Genomic DNA, 23,166 nt, shown 5'->3' on the forward strand with positions numbered 1-23,166 from the left:
ACAGCGCCCCTTCCCGGTGGGCGAGCTTGCCGGGAAGGGGCGTCTGGCGTACTGAGCCCGTCGGCCTCCTATGGCCGGACCTGGCGGGCGTACCGTCCGCGGTTGTTCACCCGCGTGTACGCGACGGCGTCAGCAGGTGGTGTCGGCCTGGCGGAACCAGGCGTCGCTGTGGCCGTTGCCGTGGCCGAGGTGGTACCACGTGCCGTTGACGAGGGCCACGTTGCCGGTGTCGCTGATGCCGCCCCCGGGAGCGACGGAGTAGACCCAGGTGCTGTCGCCGCCGCCGGGGGAGGAGTAGAACGGCGCGGTGTTCACGGCGGAACAGTTCGCCGTATTGGCGGTGGCGTCGGCCGGAGCGGCGGCCAGGAGCCCGCCCGCGCCCAGTAATGCCGTGGCGAAGGCGCCCGCGAGAGTGCGTTTGGTGGTACGCATCATGATCGTCTCCCATGCTGGGTGTCTGCCGCCCCGTCGGGGCGGCTGCGTGCGCCGGGGCTCCTGCCCGCCGCCGCCACCGGGACACGGCCGACAGCCATCCCCCAGGGTCCGCCGAGCAGGTTCACGCCAACACCAAGCCGCCACGAACGGTGCATGCGGAATGATCCGGACAATCGGTCCACGCGTGCTCACCCGCCCGCCCCAGCAGAAACCCGCTGGCGCGCGGCCTACCGCGTACCACCACGCAGAGCCGCCGAGAGTTGACCGGATATCTCCGGGCCGGCCCGGCAGGCAATGTTCACCGAGGCGCGAGCCAAGCCGGGGCCCGGGCTACGGTGTGCCGTCGCCGGGGCGGGTGGCGGCCGGGCGGGTGTTCAGTGACCACGTGTGCGTGCACCGGGGGCACTGCAGGTGGACGACCGGTCCGTTGTTGGAGAGCAGATAGCGCCAGTGCTCGTCGCAGTTGCGGCGGTCCGCGCAGGTCGGGCAGCGGCGGGCGTCGTCGCAGACGGGGCAGGCCACCCAGGCGCGACGGGAGATGTCCGCGTGCGGATCAATGGGCAGCCGCACGGCCCGGCTCCTCCCCCGGCAGGACACCGGCCGCCACCAGCAGGTCGTAGGTGCGCTGCTGCTCGGCGTCCAGGTCCGAGTAGAGGAGCGCGTACGCCTCGTCCTCGCTCCGCAGGGCGGCCACCGGGTCCCAGTCGGGCCCGAGCGCAGCCATGACCTCTGCTCGCCGCCGGCCTTCCTCGAAGGTCAGGTCGATCGTGAAGGTGTGGAGGCCGGTGGCCTTGTCCTGGTTCATGGCGGGACTTCCGGTGCGCGGGCGTAACCCCTCCAGCTCTACCAGGCGACCGCATCCGTAGGGAAGGGTGACCTAAGTCGCCCACGGGCGGCCCCGGAGCGACGGTTCCCCCGACCTGGCGGCGGCGCACCTCCGGATCGGCGTACGGAGCCGCGCCGTTGCCGGCACCCTGCTCCCCGCGGCAGCCGCGGTCGGGCTCATGGCGCTGTGACGCAGCTCATGGCCTTGCCCCGCGCAATGGACCGCGTCCCGCCGCCCGGGCAAGGTGCGGACGCCAGGGCCACCCGGACCGCCCCGGGCGATCCGGCAGCCCCGCCCCGATGACCGGGACCGACCCCGGGACGTACGACCCGGGCGGCCGGGACCGGCGGCGGGCCGCGGCCGGGCACCACCGGCAACCGGTACGGGAACGGCGATACGCCCCGGCAATCGCTTCCCGGCCATGTGAGTGGGTCCGCCGACCGCGGGCAGGACCCGCTTGGCACGCTCTGAGTGATCCGGCGCCGACCGGCCGCCGGCCGACGACGACCCAGGACCGCCGATGCCGCTGCCCCGCCTCCGCTCCTACGACGATCAGCTGGCCGACTACCTCCGCGGCCGGCTCGACATCCTGCTGGACTCCACCGGCCTCGACGCCCGGAACGTCGCGGACATCGCGGTGGTCGCGGCAGCGGCCTGCGAGGAGTTCACCGCGGCGACGCACCTGCTGGACCTGCTGGCGGCCATACCGCCGCCGACCGGAAACCCCGACTTCTGGCAGGCCCTGGGGAAGGCGTCCGACACCCCCCACCTCATCCCCGCCAACATCGGCCCCCGGGTCCTGCGCGCGCTGGAAGGCGATCCGGCCGGCCTCGCCGACCAGGTCCTGTCCGCCTTCGGCGAGATCACCGCGTCCCACCGGGCGGCTGCCGCCAAGGTGGTCGGCGGGGCCCTGGCCGACACCGCCGATCTGGCCGGGTTCGACCACACCTACATCGGCACCCTGTGGCTGACGGATCTGGAGCAGACGGCATGGCGCGTCCTGCTCGCCGCCAGAACCCGGCCCGAGTCCTTCCACGCCGCCCGGCTCACCTTCCGCGCGGGCTGGAAGGACGCCTGACGCCGGGACCGGCCGGGCGGATCGGCCCCTGCGGGTCCGTCAGCACATGGTGGTCGGCCGCAGGGAGGGCCGACCGGCCGGGATTGCGGCCGCACCGGCGGCCGGCCCTCGCGGAGGAGTGCCGGCCGCCGGGCGGATGGAGCGTCAGCCGTTGGCGACGCCGTTGCCGGTCAGCACCGGGATGTCGTCGGCGATGTGCGAGAGCGGCTCGTCGCCCTTCGACTGGGTCGAGTTCTCGGCGCACTGCTGGTTCTGCGGTGAGGACAGCACCTGGATGTCCTGGGCCGTGACGGGCACCAGAAGGCCGATCAGCGAGCCGACGTTCGCCTTGACGGGAGCGCCGAGGCAGAGCTTGTTGAGCGAGCCCTGCACCAGACCGAGCTGCGGGCTCTGTTCACCGCCGGTGACCGTGTTGCCGTACGCCTGGACGGCGCCGTTGCCGTTGACGGTGGTGGTCCCCTCGTCATTGCCGATCGCCGAAGCCGCACCGGCGCCGCCGGCCACCACAGCCGCGGCCAGACCGCAGGCCGTCAGGGCACTACTGATACGCATGTCTCTCCTATTACCGTGAACTACGCAAGGGAGAGCAAGCTATCGGGTTTCATGCGTGACCCCCACTTATTCACCCGTACGAGGGCGAGCCGTATGCGGCGCCCCTTCCGCGCGGGACCGCCGGTCCGGCGGACGCCCGTTTCGGCCCGAACCGTCAGGGCAGCCGGTCGGCATGCTTCGCGATCGGGCGACGCCCGCCCGCCCGGCACCACCACAGGGGGACCCGTGTTCATCGCCGTCATGTGCCTCATGCTCGCCATGGGGCTCGTCCAGGTCGTACGCCCGCAGTTGCTCTGGGCGGTGAACAGGCGCCTTCAGCGGGGCTGGGTGAAGGACCCCGCCGGCACCGAACCCACCAGTAGGGGTTACGCGGTGCAGCGCGGCACCGGAGTCGTGTTCCTCGTCGTCGCGGTGTGGATCCTGGTCACCAACCTCTGACCCCGGGCCGGCCGGCACCGCCGCCGGTCCGGGACACGGATGGCCCGGCCCAGGACCAGCGAGGCCTTCAGCCTTTGCAGGCGGGGTCGGGGAGTACGACGGGCGCCGCCTCACGAGTGGTGACGAACGCACGGAAACCAGGCGCGCCCGCAACGCACTTGGTCGCGATGTTCGCGAAATGGTCCGGAAAATTGGTGACGTCCGCGGGACTGTCCTCACCCCGGTGGTTGGCGACGGGCGAATCCCCCGTCCCCCGCTTGTCGCTGGAGCACCCCGCCAGGGCGGCCATCACGATGACAGTGGACAGAACTGCGGTCAGGCACCTCGTCGGCAGTCGCTTCATTTTCATCCTCACCTCGACCCGTGCGGTCCGTGTGCGTTCGGACGCCATGAAGGACATGCCACGGGCCCGCCCCGGTTCCCCTGCGGCAGGGGCCGCCGGCGGCGGGACACGTCAGGCTGCAGCGCCGCGTTCACCGCGGGGTCGGCCCCCAGGACCCGAGCCGCGGCTGAACCGGCCGGGGGAGGTGCCCTCATCGTCCGCCCGGGCGGACGCCTGCCGGGGCCTGCTGAGGCCTACCGGGCCAGTACGCACACCGGGCTCGGTGTCGCGAACGGCGATCCGGCGGCGGTGAGCGCCCCGGTGCCGGTGTCGCGGTGGAAGACGGTCACGGTGCCGGAGTTCTGGTTGGCCGCGTAGAGCAGCGTGCCGGTGGGGTCGAGGCTGATGTGGCGAGGGTAGGCGCCCCCGGCGGGGACCGTGTCGAGGAGTGCCAGGGACGCGCCGGAGCCGCCGACGGAGAAGCGGGCGATGCTGTTGGCGCCGCGGTTGGAGACGTACACGAACCGGCCGTCGCCGGAGACGGCGACCTCGGCGGGGTAGTTGCGCTCGGTGGGCGGCGCGCCCTGCGGGACAGTGGGCTGGGGGAGTCCGGGGGTGAGGGTGCCGGTCGCCGGGTCGTAGCCGCAGACGATGACGGAGTTGCCCAACTCGCAGGCCACGTAGGCGAACCGGCCCGATGGGTGGAAGGCGAGGTGGCGAGGTCCTGAGCCCGGCTGGACGCTCGCCTGCGATACTGCCGTGAGCTTCCCGGTCGCCGTGTCGAGGCGCGAGGTGTAGACCGTGTCCGTGCCGAGGTCGACGGACAGGACGAACCCGCCCTGCGGGTCGGACAGCACCTGGTGCGCGTGCGGGCCGGACTGCCGGTCCGGGTCGGGCCCGGAACCGGTGTGCTGGACGAAGCCGGAACGTGCCTGAAGGCTGCCGTCCGCCGCTATCGGGTGGACGGCGACGCTCCCGGAGTCGTAGTTCGCGCTCAGCAGGTGCCGGCCGCCCGGGTGCACGGACAGGTGGCACGGCCCCGACCCTCCGGTGCTCTGCGAGTTCAGCACCCGGGGCGCACTGCCCGCGGGGATCGATACGGCGGTCACCTTGCCGCTCGACTGCTCGTTCACGGCGTAGAGGTGCGTGCCGGACACGGCCAGGAAGGACGGGTTCGCCACACCGGCGACCGTGCCCGTCGCGGTGATCGCCCCGGTCTGCGGGTTGTACGTCGCCAGGCCGACGCCCTGGCCGGAGCTGGAGGTGTACGTCCCGATGTAGAAGGGACGCGGGCCGGCCGCCGAGGGCGTCCTGCTCGGAGCGGGTTTGGCGCCGGTCCGGTCCGCGGCCCGCGCGGACTCGGCCCCGGCGGAGGCGGCTCCCGCGAGCCCCGCGACGACCGCGCCCGCGCCGGCGGCGAGCAGCGCACGCCGGCGCGGCGACGCGGGACAGGCGCCGCCGCCCCTTGCGCCGTCCCCGGCGGCTCCCACGGGGGACGCCCCGCTCTCGCCGCCGGGGCCGGACATGCCGTTGTCGTCCATCTCCCGCACCCTTCCAGGTCCGCCATGGCCGCGTCGCGACCTCGTAGCTTCCCTTGAGAGCTTGGCCTGGACCATTGGTCTGTGGCAAGGGTGCTGCAGAGATGAAGGTGTGACAGGCGGTACGCCGACCGGTCCGCCGCCGCCCGGCCGGGTCGCCCCCGTGGCGGTCGCCGCCGTGGACGTCGCGGTCGCGAGCCGCGAGGCGATGCCGCGCTCGAACGCCAACTGGTCGGCGGTCAGCGGCACGTCGGCGCAGGCGCCGGAGTCCGGGAGGATCGTGAAGTAGTCCACCAGGTGGACGTGGGCCTGCGGCGAGGCACCGCGGACGGCGTTGACGACGTTCTCGATCCCTCCGGCCGGCACACCGAAGGTCCGGTTGATCGCGTTCCGGTCCAGGCCCGCGCATGTGGTGCCGCCCGAGGCCCGGCAGGTGGACGCGAACACGCTGCCCAGGCAGCCGACGTCGTTGCCGCCGATGGTCACGTCACCACGCGGGTGGCGCTCTGCACCTGCGGCGGCCGGCCCGCCTGGCTGTCCCACGGCTTCCGACCCCGCGACCGCTCCGATGTCCGATCGGGTGGGAGCGCCGGCCGCGGAGGATCACGGGGGTCCCGGCTGGCGCTCCGGAGCAGCCGGACGGCGTGAGGGGAGCCCGTCGCGGCGGGGGGCGCCGCTGCTCCGCGTGCGCGGGGCGCACGCCACGTTGTCCTCGCTGTGCGCTCCTGCCGCAGGCCCCGCGCGTCAGCAGACTGGCTGCCGGTGTTACGGCCGGGACGCAGGTTGCGGCGCCCCGGCCGGGGCCGCCCGGTACGCCCCCGCCACCGGGGCGGCGGCTGCCGTCCGCCGGGGTCCCTGAGGCGGACGGCAGCCGCCGCGACCCCCACCACGGGGATTTTTCGACGAGAGGAAACCGTGCTCAGACTTCCGCAGGCCCGACCGCACCGGTCGTTACCGTCCCGGCGCGCCACCGCGGCGGCCGCCCTGGTACTCGCGGCGGCACTGGCCGCCGCCGTACCCGCCGCCGCCTCACCCGTACCCGCCTCCGCCCCGCACGCGACCGCCGCTTCCACGCGTGCCCCCGGGGCCGCGGCGGAGGCGCCCCGCCCCCCGGCTGTGCTGTTCCAGGAGGGGTTCGAGGACGACCCGGGCGGCCCGCGGCTGCTGACCGGCTACACCGGCGCTCCGCCGCTCGCCGAGACCTACACCGCAGACCCGGCCTGGCTGACCGAGTGCAACGGCTGGCTGGTCTCGGCGGCCGACCCCGCGACCGCCCCGGCCGGCAGCGCGTGCGGCACATCCTGGCCGAGGCTGCGCACCATGGCGTCGGCGCTGGGCGCGTGGGCCGGGAACGACCCGGCCGCCAACCACGCCGTCACCGCGTACACCGCGGGCAACCCGGGGGCGGGAAAGGTGCAGCTGGAGACGGTGAAACCCGTCCCGTTGCAGGCGGCGAACCGCTTCCTGACGTTCTCCGTGGACGTGGCCGCGGCCAACTGCTTCGCCGCCCACCCGCTGCTCCAGTTCTCGCTGCTCGACGGCGACCGGGCCGTCCCGGCCTTCACCGATCCGATCGACGCGTGCGCGAATCCCGGGCGTACCACCGACGACGGCACGGCCGTCGGCACGTACGCGGGCAATGACGCCGTGCTGTTCTCCGGCCCGTCCGCCGGCGTCCGCCTGGTCAACGCGCAGCCCAGCGGCACGGGGAACGACGCGGCGATCGACAACCTCCGCCTGCTGGACGCCACTCCGCAGCTGAGCAAGAACTTCGACCCCGGCCTCGTGGCGGTCGGTGACGACACCACGCTGACCTTCACCGTCACCAATACCGCGGAGGAGGCGGCGAAACGGGGCTGGTCCTTCACCGAGCAGCTGCCGCCCGGCCTCGTCGTCACCGACCCGTCGGCCGCGACCACCACGTGCGGCTCGGGCACGGTCACGATCAGCCCCGGTGGACACGGCATCACCTCCGGCGGCGACCTCGCGGCCGGTCAGGCGTCGTGCACCATCCAGGTCCGCGCGACCTCGGCCCGCAGCGGCACGTACACCCTGTGCGCGGCGGACACCACCGTCCTGCGCGGCGTCGACCCGCCCGGCTGCACGTCGGTGACGCTCGTGGCGCTGCTCATGGACGCGCACGCACAGGTCGTCACGGCCGCGCCGGGGGCGCCGCTCGCGCCCTCCGACGTCACCTGCACCGAGGACCCGGCGACCGACGACGCCGGGCTGCCGGACACCCATGTCGGCTCCTCGACCGGCTCCTTCACCTCCGCCTCCACGCACGCGGCGGGCATCGCCGGTACGGGCAGCGGCCGTACCGCGACCGCGACGGCCACCGTGAGCGGGCTGCACTTCCTCGGCGGCCTGGTCAGCGCCGACCAGGCCACCGCGACCGCCACCGCGAGCGCGCCAGGCGCCCTCGGCACGGTGACGGTGACCGGCTCGACCACACTGGCCGGGGCGCACATCGGCAACACCAGGACCGCCGCCGACCCGGCGCCCAACACCGTGATCACGTTCCCGCAACTCGGCACGGTCACCCTCAACGAGCAAGTGGTCTACGGCGACGGCCGGGGCATCGTCGTCAACGCCATCCACGTACGGCTCGCCGACGGCACCGACATCGTCATCGGCGGCACCCGAGCCTCCCTCACCCGCACCCCCGGCCCCTGCCCCACCCCCTGACCCGAAGCCCACCACCCCGTTGCCCCGGCCCCGGCCGGGGCAACGGCCGTCCCGGACCGCCGCTGCCCCGCGGGAGGTGGCACATCCGCTCCACGCCCGGCCGCAAGGCCTTCGTCCTAGTCGAACGGCGGCAGCCGGTCCAGCCAGGGCGAGGGCTCGATGCCGTTCTCCGTCAGAACGGTGGCGCCACCCGCCAGGCCCACACCGCCCGGGCCGAAGGCGGAGGGGGTCTGGCGGACGGTGGCCAGGGCGGAGGCGAGGGTCGGCGGGCCCGACGCCGGGACGGCCAGGCCCAGTTCGAACAGCTCCGACCCGGTGGTGGAGGTCCGCGCCACGGGTGCCGTGCCGTCCTCCCACGGAGCGCTCACCAGCAGTTCCGCGTGGCCGTCGCCGGTGTGGTCCTGGAGGGAGACTGCGTAGCCGAAGCCCTCGCCCGGCTTGGCGGTGGCCGACAGCGGGGCCGAATCCTCGGTGAAGGTGGCGCTCGGCCGTGCGGTGAGGCCCGCCGGGTCGCCGACGAACACGGTGACGCTGCCCTTGCCGCCCGCGCCGCGCAGCGCGCCGACCGCGAGTTCGTCGCGCCCGTCGCCGTTCACGTCGCCCGCTGCGAGCGACCCGCCCCACAGGGCGCCGGCGGACACCGCAGGAGCGGGCAGGGCGACCACGGGTGCGCCGCCGACGCCGGTCGTACCGCCGGGGGCCACCACGACGGCGCCCGAGCCGGGCGCGGCGCCGCGCAACTGGTCGGCGCACAGCGCGAGATCGGCGTAGCCGGACCCGGTGAACCGGCCGGCCACCAGAGCCCGGACATGGCCGGACGTGCCGGTGCTCCCGACGTTGACCACCGCGGGGGAGGCGGCGGACAGCCCGCTCGCGGTGCCGGTCAGGACGATCGCGGCCCCCCAGGCGGCGTCGACCCCGCCGATGGCCTCGCCGGAGGCGAGCACGGCCAGGTCGTCGCGGCCGTCGCCCCGCAGATCGGCCGCGGCGAGCGAGGCCCCGAAGTGGTCGAAGGGCTCGGCGGCGCCGGCCACCGTGCCGTCGAACGACTGCGCTCCAGTGGCGGTGAGGCCGGTGGGGCCGCCGTACAGGACGGTCACCCGGCCCGCTTCGAACGCCGTCCCGACGGCCTCGCCCGGCGCGCCGACGGCGAGGTCGGCGTAGTCGTCGTTGTTGAAGTAGCCGGTGATCAGGCTGGTGCCGAACAGGTCCTCGGCCTCGTTGTCGCCCGGTATCCCGTCGGCGTTCTGGTCGATCCAGGTGAGCCCGCCCGTGCCTGCGCCCAGGTAGGGCGCGGCGCTCTGGCCGTACTGGACGGTCACCGCGCCGGTGTCGGGGGCGGTGCCGATCGCCTCGTGCGGATTGCCGAACGCGACGTCCGCCTTGCCGTCGCCGTCGAAGTCGCCGGTGGCGACCGACTGGCCGAAGGTGTCGCCGAGTTCGGAGCTGCCGGGGACCGACGCCGCGCTGTCCTGGCTCACCACGGCGGCGGCCGGCCGCGCGCCGGGGGCGCCGCCGGGCAGGAGGTAGACGGAGCCGCCGAGGTCCGCCGCCCCCACCGCGGGGTCGGACCAGCGGGTCAGCCGCGCGGACGAGGCCACCACGACGTCACCGACGCCGTCGCCGTTCACATCCGTGCTGCGGGTCCGGGCCGTGACGGTGGCCCCGGCCGGCTCCGCCGCCACCACCGCGGTCGCCGCCATCGTCAGGACCAGGGCCATCGCCCAGTGGTGCCCGCGAGCGGCCTTCATCCAATCTGCCACGAGTCCCCCTTCGATCATCCGTTCGGAGATACCTTATACTCCGGGTGACGTTCAGGGCACGGGGAGGCAAAGTGATACGTCGTCAACTCGGCGCCGTGCTGGCGGCGGTGGCCGCGGCAGCGCTGGTCTGCACGGGCGCGGTGGTGCACTCCGCGGCGTCCGGGGAATCCCGTGACGAGAGGGCGGCGCGCGGTGTGAGCGCGGGCGCCACCACGAGCAGTGTGCGCGTGCTGACCTGGAACATCTGCGGGGAGAGCGGCAGTTGCCCGGCCCGCAACCAGCCGGACCAGCTGATGACCCAGGTCGCGAACCTCGCGGCGAGCCGCACCGCCGACGCCGTCTTCCTGCAGGAGGTCTGCGGCAACGACACCGAGAACAACCACGCGGTCGACAGCGGCAAGACCGCCGTCAAGAGCGAGGTGACCCTGCTGGGCGAGAAGCTCGGCAGCGGCTGGACCGTCGCCTTCGTGCCCTACGGCCGGCCCGCCGAGGACCGGTTCGGCAGCACGATGCCGGGCGCGGGCGGTACCACCGTCGAGTACCCGCCGCGCTACGCGAACCCGTCCGCCACCTCCGACTTCCGCTGCCGCGGGGCGGAGCTGGTGGGTGTGCAGGGCATCGCGATCGCGGTGAAGGGCACCTTCGGCGGACGCGAGGAGTTCGACCTGCACTCGCCGAAGGCCGGGCTCTTCCTCAAGGCGCTCTGCGTACGCCGCACCACCGGCACCCCGGTCCGGTTCTGCACCAGCCACCTCACCCCCAAGGGCGAGGACTACGACCCCCGCGCCGGCTTCTCCTACCGGGCCGAGCAGGTCCAGCGGCTCGGCGAGATCGTCGGGGACGGCCATGACACCGTCTTCGGCGGCGACTTCAACACCCGCCCGCCGGACGACCCGGGCAGCGGCACCGACAGCGGCATCCTGGCCCCCCTGTACGCGAGCTACCACGAGTGCGAACAGGGCCCGAGCGGCACGGCCCGCAAGGGCTCGGGCACGATGTGGGACTCCGCGAGCCCTCCCGTGCGCGCCGACCGCAAGTACGACTACCTCTTCTCCAAGGCCGCCTTCACCGCGTGCCAGGTGCAGACCGACACATCCCTGTCCGCCTGGTCGGACCACTTGCCCATGCTCGCCACAGCATCCGTCACGACAGGCTGACCCGACCCCGCACCGAAGGCTCTCCACCGCATCGTCGCCGTCCGCCGCCGGCGGACGGCGAGGGCGTGTACCTGTACGACGATCCGCGTACGTGGCTGAGAGAACTCCCGCCCCTGCGCGGCGACGTGGCCGGAGGCGACATCCGCCCACCGGCCGCCCCGCCCACCGCCCACAGGCTTCCCGCGAGCGCCGCGCGTCCGTCGCCACCAGGCCCGCGTACGACATGCGCCGCCGGGGCCGGGGGTCGACGGCGCGGTGAACGTCCTCAACCACGCCGGTGACGTGGCCGTCGTGGTGGACCTGTCCGGCTACTTCATCGGCGACGTGCACACCCCGGCCTGCACCGTGACCGCCCCCGACGGGACGATCAGCGCGGTGACGAAACGGGCCCGACGGCCCCGAGCAGGTCACCGTCGCACCGGGCGCCACCGCCCCGCACGTCGGTCAGATCATCGCCTCCGGGGTGACGCCGAGCACTCCGCAGGGCCTGCTGGTCCAGGTCACCTCCGTCAGCACCGACGACTCGGGCGCCACGGTCGCCGCGGTACGGCCGGCCGGACTCCAGGAGGCGCTCGGCGACAGCGACATCGCCCTGTCGGCGCCGCTCGACAGCCCGTGGTGGACCCTCGGCTTCTCGCTCTCCGCGGAGGCGGCCCTGCACATCAGCGTGCTCTTCGTCCACGTGGACGCCAGCGCCCGCTTCCCCGTGCTGTCCGCCGTGCTGGCCGAGGCCGCGGGCGGCGCGACCGGGTCGCCGCCGGTCATCACCACCACGCGGCTGCCGGACGGCACCACCGGGCACGCGTACAGCACGCAACCGACCACCGCGGACCACAGGACCGGCAGTTGGGCGCTGGCCGGCGGTTCACTGCCGCCGGGGCTGACGTTGTCCGGCTACACCGTCTCCGGGACCCCGGCCGCCACGGGCACGGCCGCCTTCACCCTGCGCTTCACCGACACGCAGGGCCACACCGTGCAGGCGCCGGGCACGCTCACCGTCTACGCCGGCAGCGCCGCTCCGACCACCGGCCGGGTCAGCGGCCGGATCACCGAGACGCAGGGGCATCCGCTCGCCGGCGTCGCGGTCAGCGCGCTGGAGTGCGGCTGCGCGGGCGCTCCGGTGATCGCCTCGGGGACCACCGGGGCCGACGGCCGCCTGACGAAGAACCCCGCGTCCGCCCCGGCCACGCGCCCCTCCGTATCGGCGACGGCCCCCGCACACGCGTCCCCGGCCGTCATCGGCCGCCGGTCGCCCTGACGGGCGCGCTGCTGCGCCCATGGCGCCGACCGCTGAGCTCGGCGTCGAGCGTCTCCTGAGCCACCCGCATGGCCTCGGCGTACACAGGGTCCTGCAGCCGCTTCCACATCTCCTCCTCGGAGACGTCCTCGACACAGCCGACCACCCACCAGATATTGCCGAACGGGTCCTTGACACGCCCGCCGCGCTGCCCGAAGGCGTTGTCCGCCAGGGGAGTGACGACATGGCCGCCCGCCGCGACGGCCCGGGAGCACGCCTCGTCCGCGTCGGCGACGAACACGCGCAGCAGGCTCGGCACGGCGGGCCAGTCGGCGTGCCGGTCGAAGGCCAGCACGACGGTGTCCCCGACGCGGATCTCGCCGTGACCGATCAGGCCGTCCTCGGTCGGCACCCGTCCGAGCTCCTCACCGCCGAACGCCTGCGAGACGAAGTCGAGGAATGCCCCCGTGTCGTCGGTGACGACCCAGGGCGCCACAGAGGTGTATCCGTTCGGTGCTGCGCTGATCTGTTCGGGCATCGCGGTCCCTTTCGCTGATGTCGGTCGCGGACAGCAACGATAGGAACGAACGAGGTCGGTTTCTGTCCTCGATGACGGCGGACCCCGCGCTAGAGGTCTGTCAAACGAACGTGCAACCGGTGCCGCGCACGCAAATCCACCCGAACGACGGCAGGTGCCACCCGTTCGGAATGCGGCAATGATTTTCGGTATCACCGCAGGCGGAGGTGGTAACGGTCCCCATTGCAGGCTTTGGCGAAAGCCCGTCGGGCGCGGTTCACTGGCCGTCCTGCCGTACCCGAGCGCGCCTGATCCACGGGGGACCTTTGTCCGACCACGACCACGACCACGACCACGCCGGCCGCGACGCCGAGGGCGCAGGCAGTCACTCCGGGCACGCGCACGGGGTGGCGGCGGACGCCGACCGGCGGTGGCTGACGATCGCCCTGGTACTGATCGCGGTGTTCATGTGCGCCGAGGTCGTCGTCGGTGCGGTCGCCCACTCCCTGGCGCTGATCTCGGACGCCGCGCACATGCTCACCGACGTCGCCTCGATCGTGCTGGCGCTGGTCGCGATGCGGCTGGCGGCCCGCCCTGCCAAGGGCCACTACACCTACGGGCTCAAACGGGTGGAGATTCTGTCCGCGCAGGCCAACGGCCTGACCCTGCTCCTGCTGTCGGTGTGGCTGGCGTATGAGTCGATCCACCGGCTGATCTCCCCGACCGACGTCACCGGCGGCCTGGTTCTGGCCACCGCCCTGGTCGGGGTCGCGGTCAACCTCGCGGCGACCTGGGCGATCTCCAAGGCCAACCGCACCAGCATGAACGTCGAGGGCGCCTACCAGCACATCCTCACCGACCTGTTCGGGTTCATCGCCACCGCGATCGCCGGCGCGATCGTGCTGGCCACCGGCTTCGCCCGCGCGGATGCCATCGCCTCCCTGCTGGTCGTGGCGCTGATGCTGCGGGCCGGCTACGGGCTGGTCCGCGATTCCGCCCGGGTCTTCCTGGAAGCCGCCCCCGCGGGCGTCGACCCCGACGCGCTCGGCGACCGTCTGGCCGCACGGGACCTCGTCGTGGAGATCCACGACCTGCACGTCTGGCAGATCACGTCGGGCCAGAACGCCGTGTCCGCCCACGTCCTGGTCACCCCCGGCAGCGACTGCCACGCCGTTCGCCGCGACCTGCAGCGGCTCCTCGCGGGTGAATACCGCATCGGCCACGCCACCTTGCAGGTCGACCACGTCGGAGAGGAGCCGACGGATCTGCTGCAGATCACCGGTGCGGGCGCCGAGGAAGGGAACGGGCACTGCGAGGACGCCCACGGATCCGTCCACACCTCCCGCCCCCACGAACACTGACCCGCCACCCCCTCAATCACGCCGAAGGAAAGCAGGCGAGGGGCAATGAGAGATGGCCGGCGACCGGCGGCGCGGGCCGGCGACCGGCGGCGCAAATCCCGTTCAGGCCGCCTGGTGGTGGGCGGGCAGGGCGTGCGGGTCCTCCTCGCCGGTGCGGGTGGGGTCGGGATGGATGAGGGCGGTGGGGCTTGTGCCGGGTGTTCACCACAGGCCCTTGGCGACGACGACGGAGGCGTCGTCGTGGTACTTGCCGGCGCTGCGCAGGAGGTGGCCTGCGATCACGGCCGCGGAGTGCTGGAGCACTCCGGTCAGGGCCGCGGGGTCCCACTGCCCGGTCAGGCCGTCGGAGTGCATCACCAGCGCGCTGCGGGCCGGCAGCGCTTCGGTGAAGGTGCGCAGGGTGCGTATCTGGTGTCCTGCGGTTCCCGGCACCGAGGGCAGGATGGTCTTGGACGTGGATGTCACGATCGCCGCTGCGGTGTCGCCCACCCCGCAGAAGAGCACCCGTTGCTGGCCGGGTTCGATGCGTGCCACGGCCACCGCGGCGCCCCGTGTGCCGGGCAGGGCCTGGTGGATGTCCTTCATGACCTCTTCGGGCGATCTGCCACGGCTGGCGTGGAAGGCGCGGGTCGCGGTCTGGGAGGCCGTCTTCGCCAGGGGGCCGTGGCCGCGCCCGTCACAGAGCATCACCAGAATCCCGCCCCCCGGCACCGGCCGGTCCGGGGCGCCGCTGCCGGGATGCGGCACCACGCCAAGGAGGGGGTGCCCGGGTGCTGCCCTCCCGGCCTCGTTCCCGCGTGCTGCCCAGCCGTCCCCGCACTCCTGCCCTCCGCTGATGGGCCGGGTCACTCCTCCTGTCACGGATTCCGGCAGGTCAAAGATGCTGCCCCGATGCCTGGACCGTGCGTCGTACGGCCAGAACCGTGCCAGCATCACCGTGCCGTGTCCGGGTTCGGAGTGGAGGTCGAAGGTGTCCGCGAGACGGGCGATCATGCCCAGGCCGATGCCCAGTGTGCCGGCGGTCGAGCGGCCGTCGCGCATCGCGGCGGCCACGTCCGCCATGCCCGGTCCGCTGTCCACGGCCATGAACTCGACGCCGGCGTGCTCGTCGGTCCGTACCACCCGCAGGACGATCGCCCCGGCGACGGCGTGCTTGACTCAGCCCGGTCCGCACCGCCAGCCGGGAGGCGGCCAACCGGGCGCCGGTGAGGTCGTCGCGGAACCATGCCACGTCCTCACTCTCCAGCAGCACGCTGCTCATGGCGTGCGCCTGGCGGCGCACGCCGGGACCGCGGGCCGGATCATGCCGGTACTGCCGCATTCCATGACAACCCCCGGAGTCGAACGTCGTGCCCCGCTGATCCCACCGGTCCTGCTGGCGGCCGCGTGCCCCGGAAGGGGAACGGTGACCGTCTTGAGGGAGCGTGCCCCCGGTTGTCGGCTTAGGTTACCTCTTTCTCGAACACCGAAAAATCTATGACAGCCGGAGTAGACATTCGACGGCGTGGTGGGTATGGTTTCTCTCGTAGTCGAGATCGGCAGGGCCTGGCAGAGACGAACTGCCAGGCAGCAGTACGCGAGGTTGAAGTACGCAGAACGGTGCGGTGGTGGAGTTCCGAAGCCAGGGCGGTTGCAGGACGGTGACGGGACTGACGGCCGGACCGGGTGGCCCGCAGTGATCAGGGGCCGCCGTGAGCAGGACCGCAGTTGAAGCAGTGGCAGTACCTGCAAGTGCAGTTCGCAGTACCCAGCAGCGAAGTCACGTGAGCAGCACCTCGGTAAAGGCGTCGGCTGCGGGCGCGCGTACCGGGAGGTTCGGCAGTGGGGTTCCAAGCCAGAGCAGACGTAGGACGGGCGACGGGGCTGGCTGCCGAAGAGTGGCGCTAGCGCGGGCCACCAGCAGTTCGCATCACCAGTAGTACGAGCAGTACGCACAACCACAGCAGTACGCGACACCGGTAAGTAGAGGGAAGAACGGAGGAGCCCAAGCGCGCCATCAGGATCGCCCGGGCAGGCGTTTCGAGCCCGGGTACCGCAGGACATCGATAGTGAGGTGGTCCCCGGTCGAGCAACCGCGATCCCCGCACACGCCGCTACCCCCCTGCGGCGGTACGGACACAGTAGGCCGGCGCGGTACGAGGGCCGGCAGATGGTGTAGCAGTTCCTTCGGGGCTCCGGCGCATATGGCGCCGGGGCCCCTCCACGCGTTCCACAGAGAGGCGAGATGGCCCGGCCCGTGGTGCGGGCGGGACAGTCCTCGTATGCCGCTGAGCACCACCTCGATCCCGGTGCCGGCGAGGATGGTGTCGAAGAGTACGGGGAACTTCCCGTCTCGGTCGCGGCTGAGCTGCCCGGCGCCACTTTCGTGCGCCGCTCCCAGCGGCTCTCCCTTCTCAGGTGCTGGTGCTGGTGCTGGTGCTGGTGCAGGTGAGGGTGGGGGTGCTGGGCGAGCCGTTGGCGAGGAAGCCGAAGGTGGTGGTCGCGGAGGGGTAGAGGGTGCCGTTGTAGGAGGCGTTCTTGACGGTCGCAGTTGTTCCGCTGGTGGTCAGGGTGCCGTTCCAGACCTGGGTGATGGTCTGTCCGCCGGCGAGGGTCCAGGTGACCGTCCAGCCGTTGACGGCGGTGCTGCCGGCGGTGACCTTGACCTCGCCCTGGTAGCCGCCGGACCAGGAGTTGGTGGTGGTGTACGTCGCCGTGCACCCGGTTGAGGTGCCGCCGGTGCTGCCCTGGGCGGACCCGCCGGTGGTCGTCCCCCCGGTCGTCGCGCCGGTGGTGCTGCCGCCGGTGGTTGTGCCACCCGCCGTGGTGCCGCCGGTGGCAGGGTGCATCTGCACGACGACGATCGCGTAGGCCGGTACGGTCTGGGACGCGGCGGTTCCCGTGGCCGCGGAAGTGATCGAGGTGGCGTTCTTGCCGTAGGTGTACACCGTGGGTGCGGAGGAGGACGGGGTGAAGCCGCTGTAGGAAAGGGACACGGTGGCGGCGTTGCCGGGGTCCTTGTTGATGAGCATGACGTCGACGTCGCCGTTCGACCGCTTCACCGCGTGCGCCGTGACCAGCGAAGCCGAGCTGTCCGCCTGCACGAGTGCGTCACCGGGTGAGCCCAGCTTGGTGATCATCTGGGTGCCGTAGTAGGGGGCGAACGGGGTGTTGAGCGGTGGTTCGCAGGAGGCGCCGCTGGACAGTATTCCGCCGTCGTTGTAGTCGGTGGCGCCCTCGACGGTGGTGATTCTGCTGCAGTCGGTGCCGTTGTGCATGTCCCACCAGTCGAGGGTGAAGGCTCCGTTCTCCATCCACGTCAGGTATTCGTCCGGGGCGAACAGGCCGCTGGGAGAGGTGTCCGAGTCGTAGTTGCCGTTGGCTTCGGTGACGGCGATACCCACGTTGGCCGCGTTGGAGCCGGCGTACTGCTTGATCAGTGAGTGCAGCGTGCTTGCCATGCCGGGGATCTCGGCGTGCGGCCTGCCCAGCAGGTCGGGTGCGCTGGTGGCGTTGGGGTAGTGGTGCACGATGACGAAGTCGATCTTCGACCCGGCGATGGACAGCACAGTATGGTTCCAGTCCTGTGTGTCACCGGGGCCGGTGATGCCGTCCGGCCAGCTTCCGGGAGTGGTCAGCACCGCACCGATCTTGACGGTCGGGTCCACGGCCTTCATGGCGGAGGCGTATTGCAGCAGGTTGGTCGCGTAGGTCGTGGCACTGTGGCTGGAGTGCTTGTCGGTCTCCCAATTGGAGCCGTACTCGCCGTTGCCGTAGACCTCGTTCCCGATCTCCCAGTACTTCGCTCCGTAGCCCTTGGTGACGTTGGCGTACCGGACCCAGTCCGCGGCTTCCTGGGGGGTGCCCGAGCCGTAGTTGGCGATGATGATGGGCTGGGCGCCGGCGGCCTTCACCGTGCCCATGTAGGTGTCGAAGTCGGTGTCGGGGGCGACGTAGCCGCCCTCGGTGGTGTTGGTCTGCCAGTGGTAGATGTCGCCGTAGGAGCCACCCGGGTAGCGCACGGTCTTGATGCCTGCCGCGCTGAGCAGTCCGGGGATGGCGGAGCCGTTCATGTTTCCGTCGTAGACCGCGACGTTGGTGCCGACGCCGGTGGCCGGGATCGTTGCGAGCTTCGTGTCGGCTTTTACCGAGATCGTCGCGGTGGCGGCGGCCGAGGCGTTGGGGATCATCCCCAGGCTTGTCCCCAAGAGCGCGAAGGCGCCCGCAGCGGCCAGCAGGACGGGGTGACGGAAAAGGCGCGCGGATCTGCGCACGGGTTCCTCCGGAATGTCGAGTCGGTGGAGCTTCGAAAAGACGGTCGGGCGGGTCCGGACTCCCGCGTCCGGTCCCAAGAGGCCGCCATCTGGTGCCTTCGGAGGAAAGGCGATGTCAGGGTGCTGACGGTTCGCAGGCGTTCGTTCGTCGGGGCAGGCCGAACCGACTGCGCGGCGCGGAGGGGGCTGATGCGGTGGCAACAGCTGCCGTCCGGCGGCGACGTCGCAGCCTTGAACGGTGCCGGTGCCATGGTCCGGGTCCGCAAGGCTTGGCGTAGGTGGAGATCCTGCGCATGCCGTGCCGGTGATCAGCCCGCCAGAGTTCCGCACGCGGTGATGACGAGAGGCAGTGACGGCGAAAGGCGGCTGCGGCATCCGAGCCGATGGCCCGCAGCGGCCGTTCTGCCGGACACCACAGTCACCGGTGACACGCGGAAGGAGGGTGGCTTCCGTGCGGGTGTGCTCTCAGCCGGGGACGTGCGAGGCCGGCTCGCACGGTGACACCCTCGGCGAGGGCTGCCCCGGCGGACACGGGCCGACTGGATATCGCGCGGTGCGATCTCTGCGCGGGCGCGGGTCTCGGGTGTTCACGCGGACTTCTCCTTGCAGTGGGGGGTGGGCAAGGGCGGCGCGAGGGCGTTAGCGCTAACACGATGCCGCACGCACAGTGTGCGGTAAACGGGTCAGCGCCGACTACGGCACTCTGCGCCCCGGGGTATGCGGTGTCAACCCCCTTGCTGCGCCAGGCCCGTCAGGCCGAAAGAGCCCCTCGGCGGGGTCCGCTTCCGAGCGATTCGGGACGCGGAGGCGTACGGGTGTGTGGAGGCGCGCCTGCCGGAGGCTCACGGTGACAGGAGCCTTGTGGAACGGGTTCGGACTCACTACCGTCCTGAATGGGAGCGCTCCCATAGTCGTCGCGGGCGACCGTCGCCGCAGACGGGCCGGCTTGGCAGGTATCCGCGGCAGGTCTGACCCGCGGCCCGAATCTGGAGGAGGAGCCCGTGGCAGGTGCAGGTGTCAGCCGTAGGCGTCTGATGGCGGCGTTACTGAGCGTTCCCGCGACGGCCGCGGTCTGGGCGCCGCGGGCAGCCGCGGCCGCACCGGGCCGGCACCCGTCATTTTCGGAGCCGTACACGTTCAGGAACGTCACCATCGGCGGCACCGGCTTCGTGACGGGGATCGTCTTCAGCCAGGCTCAGAAAGGCCTGGCCTACACCCGTACCGACGTGGGCGGCATGTACCGCTGGAATGCCGCGACCGGTACGTGGCAGCCCCTGCTTGACTGGGTGGACTGGGACCACTGGGGTTACATGGGGGTGGCGAGCATCGCCGCCAGCCCGTCCGACCCGGCCAAGGTGTGGGCCGCGGTGGGTATGTACACCAACGGTGTCGACCCCAACAACGGCGCCGTCCTGCGCTCGTGCGACAAGGGCGCCACCTGGCAGGCCACGGTCCTCCCGTTCACCCTGGGCGGCAACATGAACGGTCGCGGCATGGGCGAGCGGCTGGCAGTGGACCCCAACAACGATCGCGTCCTGTATCTGGGCGCGCCCACCGGGCACGGCCTGTGGCGCAGCACCGACGGCGGCGTGACGTGGGGACAGGTGACGGCATTCCCCAACTCCGGTGACGACCCGAAGACGTCCGGTACCACCGAGGACCCGGGCCTGGTGTGGGTAACTTTCGACACGTCCACCGGTCGCCGGGGAAGGACCACCCAGACCATCTACGTGGGTGTCGCCGACAGGGACGATCCCGTGTACCGCAGTACCGACGGCGGCACCACCTGGGCGCCGCTGCCTGGCGCACCCACGGGCTACCTGCCACACAGGGGTGTCGTCGATCCGGACAACCACCTGCTGTATGTCGCCACCAGCGACGACATCGGCCCGTTCGGCGGCGGCAAGGGCGACGTGTGGAAGTTCGACGCCACCAGCGGCGGGTGGAACCGGATCAGTCCGATCCCGTCCTCCAGCGGCGACGACTACTTCGGCTACTCCGGCCTGACCATCGACCGGCATCACCCCGGCACCCTCATGGTCGGCACGCAGGTCTCATGGTGGCCGGACGGAATCATCTTCCGCAGCACCGACTTCGGCGCGACCTGGACCCGCATCTGGGACTGGGACGGGTACCCCGACCGCAAACTGCGCTACGACTTCGACATCACCGCCACGCCCTGGTACACCATGGGGACGCGATCCGAGCCGCCGATCCTGGTTCCCAAGATCGGCCAGGCGCTCTCGGCGATGGAGATCGACCCGTTCGACTCCGACCACCTGCTGTTCAACGGCGGCCCCGGTATCGCTGGTACCAGCAACCTGACCGCATGGGACACCGGCGGCACCATCGAGATCACCCCCGTCGTCGAGGGCCTGGAGGAGGGCGCGGTCCAGGGGCTGATCAAGCCGCCGGGCGGCGCACTGGTCAGCGCGATGGGCGACGTGGGCGGCTTCCGCCACGACTCCCTCACCACAGCGCCGAAGACGGTCTTCACCTCACCGGTCTTCAGCACCACCACGAGCATCGACTACGCGGAACTCAACCCGCGGACCATCGTGCGGGCCGGATACCTCAACGACCCCGGCGGCACCAGCCATGCGGCGTTCTCCACCGACGGCGGCGCGACCTGGTTCCAGGGGGCCGAACCCAGCGGAGTGACCTCCGGCGGCACCATCGCCGCGGCGGCCGACGGCAGCCGCTTCGTCTGGGCGCCGGGCGACTCGGGCCGTCCGGTGGTCCACTCGACCGGCTTCGGGACCTCCTGGACCGATGCTGCCGGGGTGCCGGCCAACGCGATCGTCGCCTCCGACCGGGTGAACCCGATGACGTTCTACGCCTACTCCAACGGCACCTTTTATGTGAGCACCGACGGCGGAGCCGCCTTCACCGCCTCCGCCGCAGGAGGCCTGCCTGCGACCAACTGGGGAGTGCGCTTCAAGGCCGTACCCGGCCGTGAGGGCGACATCTGGCTGGCCGGCGGCGCCTCCTGGACCTCCTACGGACTGTGGCGCTCGACCGACTCCGGCGCCACCTTCACCCAGGTGTCCAGCGTTCAGCAGGCCGACAACATCGGCTTCGGCAGGGCCGCCCCCGGCCGGGCCTACCCGGCGCTGTACGCGGCCGCGACGGTCCACGGGCAGCGGGGCCTGTTCCGTTCCGAAGACACAGGGAAGAGCTGGGTACGCGTCAACGACGACCGCCACCAGTACGGCGGCCTCCCGGAAGTGCTCACCGGAGACCCGGACACCTACGGCCGGGTCTACTTCACCGGCTACGGCCGCGGCATCATCTACGGCGACCCGTACAGGGAGTCGAAACCGCCGCACCACTCCTCATGGGATTCATCGGACCACGAGTGAGACGCGATGAGCGGCCGCCAGCGGGTGAGCACTGCCGCCTGCTGGGCCGTTCGAGCTCCAGGGGCAGACCGTGCCCTCCGACGGTCGCGCAATGTTAGCGCTCACATTCCTCCCTTTCCCACAGCAACGCCTCGGTCGTCCCCTACTGAAAGGAGATCGCAGTGAACAACAGAGTTCCGCGTCTGATCGCCGGAATCGTCACCACAGCCCTGATGCTGTTCGGACTGCTGGCAGGTGGCGCGACGGCGCACGCCGCGCCGGCGGCGGCCGCGTCGACCAGCCAGTTCCACGGCGTGAACTGGGCGGACCCGAACGACAACTTCATCACGGGCCCGAACATCCCGGTGGGCCTGTCGACGTCGGACAGCTACGCGACGACGTACACGAAATCCACTGCCATCCTCAAGGGCTTCCAGAACCTGGGAGCCAACACCGTCCGGCTGGGGTTCAACGCGGCGACCACCTCGGGGTCCTGGTGGAACAGCTACACCGCGGCCCTGGACGCCGCGACCGCGCTGGGCATGAACGTCATCGTCGCCCCCTGGCTGCAGGGCGGGAAGGTGAGTGACACCGCGTCCTTCAACCAGATGTGGGACACGATGATCAACAAGTACGGCGCAAAGGCCAACTTCTACTTCGACATCATGAACGAGCCGTACGGCTACAGCGCCGCCGACCTGACCAACTTCGAGGCGAACTGGCTGGCGCGCTATCCCGGCCTGTCCCGCGGCCACGTAATTGTGCCCGGCCTGTGGTCGGACGGGAATCTGTGCGCCGTCGGCGCTGACTCCCGGCTGTCAGGCACCCTGCTGTCGATCCACATCTACGGCATGTTCGGCGACTCGCACACCACCGAGGCCGCCTGGGTCAACGACTTCACCGGTAATCTCTGCGGCTACTCCGGCCGCGCCGTGCTCACCGAGTTCGGCGTCCCCATGAACACCGGCGTCAACTACAACGGCCCCAAGGACGGCAACAACGATTTGTCCTACCTCTACGCCATCACCGACACCGTACGCAGCCTCGGCATGGGCTCCGTCCTGTGGACCGGGGTCAAGCAGACCAACCAGACCCAGGGCCCCGGCCCCTGTGAGAACGCCTCCTGCGCCATCACCTCACTGAACGGCACCGGCACCAACCTCTCCACAAGCGTCACCAACCAGTCCGGCCTCGACCGTCTCCAGTGGGGCTGGGGCACCGGCACCAACCCCGGTGGCGGCACCGACACGGGCAACACCGGCCCCCTGCGCGGCGTCGCCTCCAACCGCTGCCTGGACGTTCCCAACGCGTCCTCCACCAACGGCGTCCAAACCGCCCTCTGGGACTGCAACGGCGGCGGCAACCAGCAGTGGAACCTCACCTCCGCCAAGGAGCTGCGCGTCTACGGCAGCAAGTGCCTGGACGCCTACGGTTCAGGGACCTCCGCTGGCACCAAGGTCGTCATCTGGGACTGCAACGGCGGCACCAACCAGAAGTGGAACATCAACAGCGACGGGACCGTGACCAACGTCCAGTCCGGCCTGTGCCTGGACGTCACCGGCAGCTCCACCGCCAACGGAGCCCTCACCGAGTTGTGGACCTGCACCGGCGCTGCCAACCAGAAGTGGACCCGGCAGTAGCTGCCCACAGGAGTGTCCGC

Annotated in this window: 17 protein-coding genes; 8 read left to right on the forward strand and 9 right to left on the reverse strand. The window is 71.6% G+C overall.

Annotated features, from left to right (window positions below; all coding sequences use genetic code 11):
* Window positions 1–129: 129 nt before the first annotated feature.
* The 3 genes from OHA86_RS35295 to OHA86_RS35305 form a co-directional block, all read right to left on the reverse strand.
* Complete coding sequence (locus OHA86_RS35295; RefSeq protein ID WP_329181941.1) at window positions 130–435, reverse strand: hypothetical protein; 306 nt, start codon at window positions 433–435, stop codon at window positions 130–132.
* Between the two features lie 330 nt (window positions 436–765).
* Window positions 766–1,005: a hypothetical protein gene (locus OHA86_RS35300; RefSeq protein WP_329181943.1), complete on the reverse strand. Its 240-nt coding sequence runs from the start codon at window positions 1,003–1,005 to the stop codon at window positions 766–768.
* The gene (locus OHA86_RS35305; protein ID WP_329181945.1) at window positions 989–1,240 is read right to left on the reverse strand and encodes a DUF6400 family protein; all 252 of its coding nucleotides are present in this window, start codon (window positions 1,238–1,240) and stop codon (window positions 989–991) included. Before OHA86_RS35305 ends, OHA86_RS35300 begins: the two co-directional genes overlap by 17 nt.
* A 541-nt stretch (window positions 1,241–1,781) precedes the next feature.
* On the opposite strand from OHA86_RS35305, the gene OHA86_RS35310 reads away from it, so the two are divergent.
* Complete coding sequence (locus OHA86_RS35310) at window positions 1,782–2,339, forward strand: hypothetical protein (protein WP_329181946.1); 558 nt, start codon at window positions 1,782–1,784, stop codon at window positions 2,337–2,339.
* Between the two features lie 144 nt (window positions 2,340–2,483).
* Here OHA86_RS35310 and OHA86_RS35315 read toward each other — a convergent pair whose 3' ends face one another.
* Window positions 2,484–2,891, reverse strand: a complete 408-nt coding sequence (locus tag OHA86_RS35315) for a rodlin (RefSeq protein WP_329181948.1) — start codon at window positions 2,889–2,891, stop codon at window positions 2,484–2,486.
* Window positions 2,892–3,116: 225 nt separating this feature from the next.
* On the opposite strand from OHA86_RS35315, the gene OHA86_RS35320 reads away from it, so the two are divergent.
* Window positions 3,117–3,329, forward strand: a complete 213-nt coding sequence (locus OHA86_RS35320) for a DUF6199 family natural product biosynthesis protein (protein WP_329181950.1) — start codon at window positions 3,117–3,119, stop codon at window positions 3,327–3,329.
* Between the two features lie 576 nt (window positions 3,330–3,905).
* On the opposite strand, the gene OHA86_RS35325 is transcribed toward OHA86_RS35320, so the two are convergent.
* On the reverse strand, window positions 3,906–5,675 hold the full coding sequence (locus OHA86_RS35325) for a beta-propeller fold lactonase family protein (RefSeq protein WP_329181952.1): 1,770 nt from the start codon (window positions 5,673–5,675) through the stop codon (window positions 3,906–3,908).
* A gap of 429 nt (window positions 5,676–6,104) precedes the next feature.
* Here OHA86_RS35325 and OHA86_RS35330 point away from each other — a divergent pair, with 429 nt between their 5' ends.
* Window positions 6,105–7,877 carry a choice-of-anchor P family protein gene (locus OHA86_RS35330; protein ID WP_329181954.1) on the forward strand — a complete coding sequence of 591 codons (1,773 nt, stop codon included), beginning with the start codon at window positions 6,105–6,107 and terminating at the stop codon, window positions 7,875–7,877.
* A 116-nt stretch (window positions 7,878–7,993) separates the two neighbouring features.
* Here the strand turns inward: OHA86_RS35330 and OHA86_RS35335 are convergent, their stop codons facing one another.
* Entirely contained in the window at window positions 7,994–9,640 is a 1,647-nt protein-coding gene (locus tag OHA86_RS35335) for a hypothetical protein (RefSeq protein ID WP_329181957.1), read from the reverse strand.
* A gap of 71 nt (window positions 9,641–9,711) precedes the next feature.
* On the opposite strand from OHA86_RS35335, the gene OHA86_RS35340 reads away from it, so the two are divergent.
* Both OHA86_RS35340 and OHA86_RS35345 read left to right on the forward strand, forming a co-directional pair.
* On the forward strand, window positions 9,712–10,797 hold the full coding sequence (locus OHA86_RS35340) for an endonuclease/exonuclease/phosphatase family protein (protein WP_329181959.1): 1,086 nt from the start codon (window positions 9,712–9,714) through the stop codon (window positions 10,795–10,797).
* A 463-nt stretch (window positions 10,798–11,260) separates the two neighbouring features.
* On the forward strand, window positions 11,261–12,055 hold the full coding sequence (locus OHA86_RS35345) for a putative Ig domain-containing protein (protein WP_329181961.1): 795 nt from the start codon (window positions 11,261–11,263) through the stop codon (window positions 12,053–12,055).
* Here the strand turns inward: OHA86_RS35345 and OHA86_RS35350 are convergent.
* Entirely contained in the window at window positions 12,033–12,572 is a 540-nt protein-coding gene (locus OHA86_RS35350) for a VOC family protein (RefSeq protein WP_329181963.1), read from the reverse strand. The genes OHA86_RS35345 and OHA86_RS35350 overlap by 23 nt on opposite strands.
* 305 nt (window positions 12,573–12,877) lie before the next feature.
* Between OHA86_RS35350 and OHA86_RS35355 the strand changes: the two genes are divergently transcribed.
* A complete protein-coding gene (locus tag OHA86_RS35355) occupies window positions 12,878–13,912 on the forward strand; it encodes a cation diffusion facilitator family transporter (protein WP_329181965.1) in 1,035 nt (344 codons plus the stop codon).
* Between the two features lie 201 nt (window positions 13,913–14,113).
* Here the strand turns inward: OHA86_RS35355 and OHA86_RS35360 are convergent, their stop codons facing one another.
* A complete protein-coding gene (locus tag OHA86_RS35360) occupies window positions 14,114–15,034 on the reverse strand; it encodes a SpoIIE family protein phosphatase (protein WP_329181966.1) in 921 nt (306 codons plus the stop codon).
* Window positions 15,035–16,305: 1,271 nt separating this feature from the next.
* A complete protein-coding gene (locus OHA86_RS35365) occupies window positions 16,306–18,165 on the reverse strand; it encodes a cellulose binding domain-containing protein (RefSeq protein WP_329181968.1) in 1,860 nt (619 codons plus the stop codon).
* A gap of 1,034 nt (window positions 18,166–19,199) precedes the next feature.
* On the opposite strand from OHA86_RS35365, the gene OHA86_RS35370 reads away from it, so the two are divergent.
* Window positions 19,200–21,527 (forward strand): sialidase family protein, encoded by a 2,328-nt coding sequence (locus OHA86_RS35370; RefSeq protein ID WP_329181970.1) that lies wholly within the window; start codon window positions 19,200–19,202, stop codon window positions 21,525–21,527.
* Between the two features lie 161 nt (window positions 21,528–21,688).
* Window positions 21,689–23,146: a ricin-type beta-trefoil lectin domain protein gene (locus OHA86_RS35375; RefSeq protein ID WP_329181972.1), complete on the forward strand. Its 1,458-nt coding sequence runs from the start codon at window positions 21,689–21,691 to the stop codon at window positions 23,144–23,146.
* Window positions 23,147–23,166 lie beyond the last annotated feature (20 nt).

Origin of the sequence: Streptomyces sp. NBC_01477, from assembly GCF_036227245.1 — a bacterium.
Classification (GTDB): Bacteria; Actinomycetota; Actinomycetes; order Streptomycetales; family Streptomycetaceae; genus Actinacidiphila.